We start from the raw sequence: 4,781 nt of genomic DNA on the forward strand, positions 1-4,781 counted from the left end.
CCACCACGGCCTGCTCGGCGCCGAGCGCGCCGATCAGCGCCGTCGCGTCGCCCACGAGGTGCAGCAGGGTGTACGCGTCGATGCGCTCGGGCTGCTCGCTGCGGGCGTAGCCGCGCTGGTCGGGGGCGACCACCCGGTACCCGGCGGCGGCGAGCGGCGCGAACTGGTGCCGCCAGGAGTACCAGCTCTCCGGGAACCCGTGCAGCAGCAGCACCAACGGGCCCTCGCCCTGTTCGGCGATGTGCAGTCGCACGCCGTTCACCTCGACGTGGCTGTGCTTGATCGCGTCGCTCAACTCCCGCTCCCCGGTCGGAAATCCGATACGTCCGTTCGATCGGACCCTGCCCAGCGGCACGGCCCGGAAACGCGCCCGGAAGCCCGCGCGGAAACACGGCCCGCAAACGCGGCCGAGGCCGCCCCGGAGTTCCGGAGCGGCCTCGGCGCGTGGTGCGCGGTGGGTCAGTTCACCGTGTAGCTGTACGGCAGGGCCGCCAGCACCGCACCGGTGGTGCTCACGCTGTTGTTCGCGGTGGCCACACCGGTCGGGCCGGACACCAGGTACAGGACACCGCGGACGGTGCTGCCCTTCGCGCCGGTCGGGGTGATGGTCACCTGCAGCGAACCGGTGGCGCCCGGGGCGACGGTCACCGGCTTGGCGGCCGGGGCCGTGGCGTTGACCGCGGCGGCGTAGATGTCACCGGTGCTGGAGGTCAGCGCCGGGTCGAACGCCAGGGTGTGGGCGGTCGCGGTGATGGTGGCCGAACCGGCCGGGGCGCCCTTGTCGGAGAAGGGGCCGATCTGCTGGAGGAAGGTGCCCCACAGGCCGGGGACGACCGGCTGGGAGGCGGTCCCGGTGGACGTCGCGACCGAGATGGTCGAGCCGTTCTGGGCCTTCTTCAGGTCGCCGAACAGGTCCGGCGAGGCGGTGGTGGCGCTGAGCTCCAGCTGGGCCGGGGTCGTGGACGCGGCCACGCCCTTCAGCTGGTCGGTGCCCGGCGGAACCAGGAACGACGGGACCGTGGAGGTCAGCGACAGCGGCAGGGTGACGGAGGACGAGGCGCCCTGCGGGACCAGGTTCACGTCGGTGCGGCGGTCGAGACGGCCGTCGGCCGCGATCACCTGGGTCGCCACCGTGTTGTTGGTGTAGTTGACCTGGAAGGTCACCGGCTTGTTGGCGGCGAGCTTGGTCTTCGCGTCGGTCGGCAGGCCCGCGGCGGTGGCCACGTTCTTGTTGAAGCCGATGGTGCCCGCGAAGTCCTGGCCGAGCTGCTGGCCGCTGACCGAGCCGATCACGTTGAACACGAAGCGCCAGCGGCCCTCGGCCGGGTTGACCGTGGTGGCCGAGACGCCGGCGCCGGTGCCGGTCAGGTTGCCCTGGGCGTCGAGGAGGGCGTTGCCCTCGATGTCGACCGGGGTGCCGTTCGGGCTGATGAGCGCGCCCTGCATGAGGAGCTTGGAGTCCTTGACGGTGACGCCGACCCGCAGGTCCTTCTGGCCCTTCGGGACGTCGAACGCGTAGGAGAAGCTCTGCGTGGGCGAGCCGCTGCGGCCGTTGCCGCCGGTGATGGTGCCGGAGAAGGCGCCGTCGCCGTTGGTGACCGGCACGAGGCTGCGCAGGATGACCGGGACGCTGGTGGTCTGGCCGTTGGCGCTGGAGACGGTGACCGCCTCGCTGGAGTCGCCGCTGGTGGTCGGGGTGGTGACCTGGACCTTGAGGGTCTTGGTCGCACCCGGCTCGATGTCCACGACGTTCGGGCCCACGGTGCCGGCCGGCTCCGCGCGCTGGAAGGTGGCGCCGAGCTGGACCGGGCCGGTGTAGCCGCCCTTGCCCTGCGGGGTGTAGAGGATCGCGGTCCACTCGCCGGCGACCGGGTGCGGGACGTCCACCAGGCCGTAGTTGGCCGGGGTGGCACCACCCTGCGGGCGGGTGTTGGTCTCGAAGCGGCCGTTCGGGTCGAGCAGCGTCATGCGGACGACCGGACCGTTGACGGTCGGGTTGGCCGCACCCTGCCAGGCGATCGACGCCGCGAGGCGGTCGGCACCGGCCGGAACGGTGATCTTGACCTGCTTCTTCACCCACGGCACGCCGTTGGTGGCGTACTTGAAGGTGTCGGTGGAGGCCGAGTCCATCGCGACGGTCTGCTGGCTGTTGCCCAGCAGCGCGAAGCTGCGTGTCGTGGCGCTGACCGTCTGGGTGGTGTCACTGGTGTTGGTGACGCTCACGTCGGCGGTGTGGGCCGAGCCCGGGGTGCCGGCGATGTCGAGCTGGCCGGTGTTCACGACGACCTGGCTGCTGCCGGGCGTGCCGTCACCGTCGTTGTAGCCGCGGGCGGCCTCGACGGCGCCGCGGACGTTCAGCAGACCGGCGCCCTGCTCCTCGGCCGGGACGCCGAGGTCGGTGGCGGTGCCGGTGAGGAACTTCTTCACCAGCGCCGGGGACGGCGAGTCGCCGCCGTGGGTGTCGCGGTAGGCCTGGATGACCAGGGCCGCGGCACCGGTCACGAACGGCGCGGCCTGGCTGGTGCCACCGAAGGACTGGATGCCCTGGCCGGTGCCGCCGAAGCCCTTGCAGTCGGTGTACTTGGTGAGGTCGGGCGAGCACAGGGCCCAGTCCGACTCACCCGGGGCGACCAGGTCGACCGAACGGCCGGCCTGGGTGAAGCCGCCCGAGGACAGCGCGGAGATGCGGTTGTTGCTCCAGGTCTTGTTGGAGAACCCGGCGGCCGCGTAACCGGTCTGCTGGTAGTTCTGGTTGTCCGTCGAGGCGCCGACCGCGATGACCAGCGGGTCGGTGGCCGGGGAGCCGACGGTGCCGCTCAGACCGGCGTCGCCGGAGGAGACGGAGACCGTGACACCGGCCTTGACGGCCTGGTCGTTGAAGAGCGAGATGGTGTCGTGGGCGCTGGAGTCCGGGGTGGGGTTGCCGCCGAAGGACTCGTTCAGCACGTCGACGTGCTGGACCCGCACCGCGTAGTCGATCGCCTGGAGGATGGCCGAGTTGGACATCATCTCGCCACCCGCCTTGAGGGCGACGAGGTCCGCGTCGGGGGCGATGCCCTTGACGCGGATGTTGCAGCCGGCCGCGAGCGGGTGCGCCGACTGGTTGACGAACTTCGAGACGTCGTAGACCTGGCGGCCCTGGGCGATGACCGCCGAGGCGTCGCCGAAGGCCTCCGCGCCACCGGTGGGCGCGTTCCAGCCGTCGCCGGAGAAGTCCTGATAGTCGACGACGGCGTGCGAGCCGTCGGCCCGGATGAAGTCCGGGTTGTTCGGGTCCAGGCCGTCCGCGATGTAGGCGACCTTGACGCCCTTGCCGGTGGCCAGCTCGGCCGCGCCGGCCTTGCCGTTGCCGGTGGCCACGCGGGTCGAGTAGAGGCCCTCGGGCTCCAGCAGCGGCTTGCTCGGGTCGGAGGGGCAGACCGTGTTGGTCGCGTTCTCCTCGGGAGCCTGGGTGCCGTTGCTGCCCGAAACGGCGTCCGCGGGCGCGGCGGCCGACGACGGCTTCGCGTCCTCGGCGGCCTGGGCGGCCTTCGCCTTGGCGGCGACGGCGGGGGTGACGGAGACCTGGGTGTCCGCCACCACGGAGGCGACGGCCGGGTCGGCCTGGAGCTGCGCCTTCAGGGCCGGGCTGACCGTGGCCGAGAAGGCGTTGCCGAGCACGAAGCTCTTGACGTTGGTGCCACCGTTGGCCTTGACCTTGTTCAGCAGCGGAGCCTGTGCGTGCTCGGTCTTCTGCTGACGGGCGCCCACGTGGCCGTTGTCGGCCGGGGCGTCCGCTATCTGGTCCTTGAGGATCACGATCACCGGCGCCGCTGCCCCGTCCGCCGACGCCTTGGGGGCGTTGGTGGTGTCGGGGATCGGGGCGCTGAACGCCGTGGTCCCGAAACCGAGGACCATGGACGCGGCGGTGACCGTGACGGCGGCTGCTAGCTGGGATTTCCGCCAGCCGTTCAATGGACATCCTTTCGTCTGATGAGACGTCAGGTTGCACGGTCCCGGCCTCCGCGGATCCTGGTCGGCCGCGTGGTTGCCCCGGACCGCGCGTCCCGACAGCGGACGCATTCCAGCGCATCCGGCACGACCACGACAAGGGGGGATTTCCCCATCGACAAGTAAAAATGACCATCGGTTAGTAAAATGCAGAGCGGAAATCCGGCCATCGAAGACCTTTACCCTGCTCTCACCTGCGAAGCAGTGCCTGATCATCCCCGTTCACCCCACTGGCGAACTTCGGACACTGGCGGACAACCGCCACCTGCTACCGGGCGAAAACGGGCCGCACCGCCGACCGGATGTCTCTCTTCCCTGTCAGCAGCACGCCAAACAGGGCCGGTTCCGGCCAGGGATACGGATCGCAGCCACCGCCGGGCTCGCGGAGGTCCGGGCGTTCGTCGGCGAACGCCCGGACATACGAACCCCGACCGGATGGAATCAGGACATCGTGAGTTTTTCCTGAGCGTCCGCCAGGTCCTCCGCCGTCGGCGCGTCGTCCTGGGTGAGCCGGTAACGCCAATATCCCGAGAAATCGACAAATTCCTTTGGCACCCCGCGCTCCTCCACCAGGTGCCGGCGCAGCGCCCGGACGGCCCCCGCCTCCCCCGCCAGCCAAGCGAACGGGGTGCCCGCCGGCAGCTCGGCCGCCCGGACCGCCTCGGCGAGCGGAGCGCCCGGGCGGGCGTCGCCGCGGTGGACCCAGCGGACGGTCAGATCGGCGGCGCCGTCGAGCGGCTGCCGCTCGGCCGCGTCCGCGACCTCGACGAACGCGAGCGCCGCGACCCCGG

At 71.1% G+C, this 4,781-nt stretch carries 2 protein-coding genes and 1 pseudogene; all 3 read right to left on the reverse strand.

Annotation, left to right across the window (positions count from 1 at the left end):
- Positions 1-295, reverse strand: a 295-nt coding sequence (locus AB0O00_RS29845; protein WP_363657012.1) for an alpha/beta fold hydrolase, incomplete at its 3' end; no start/stop codon positions are given.
- 2,081 nt (positions 296-2,376) lie between these two features.
- Positions 2,377-4,206: pseudogene (locus AB0O00_RS29850) on the reverse strand (S8 family serine peptidase); the annotation flags it as partial.
- Positions 4,207-4,431: 225 nt separating this feature from the next.
- A partial coding sequence (locus AB0O00_RS29855; protein WP_363657014.1) for a siderophore-interacting protein occupies positions 4,432-4,781 on the reverse strand: 350 nt, incomplete at its 5' end.

Source organism: Kitasatospora sp. NPDC093558, assembly GCF_040683475.1.
Classification (GTDB): domain Bacteria; phylum Actinomycetota; class Actinomycetes; order Streptomycetales; family Streptomycetaceae; genus Kitasatospora.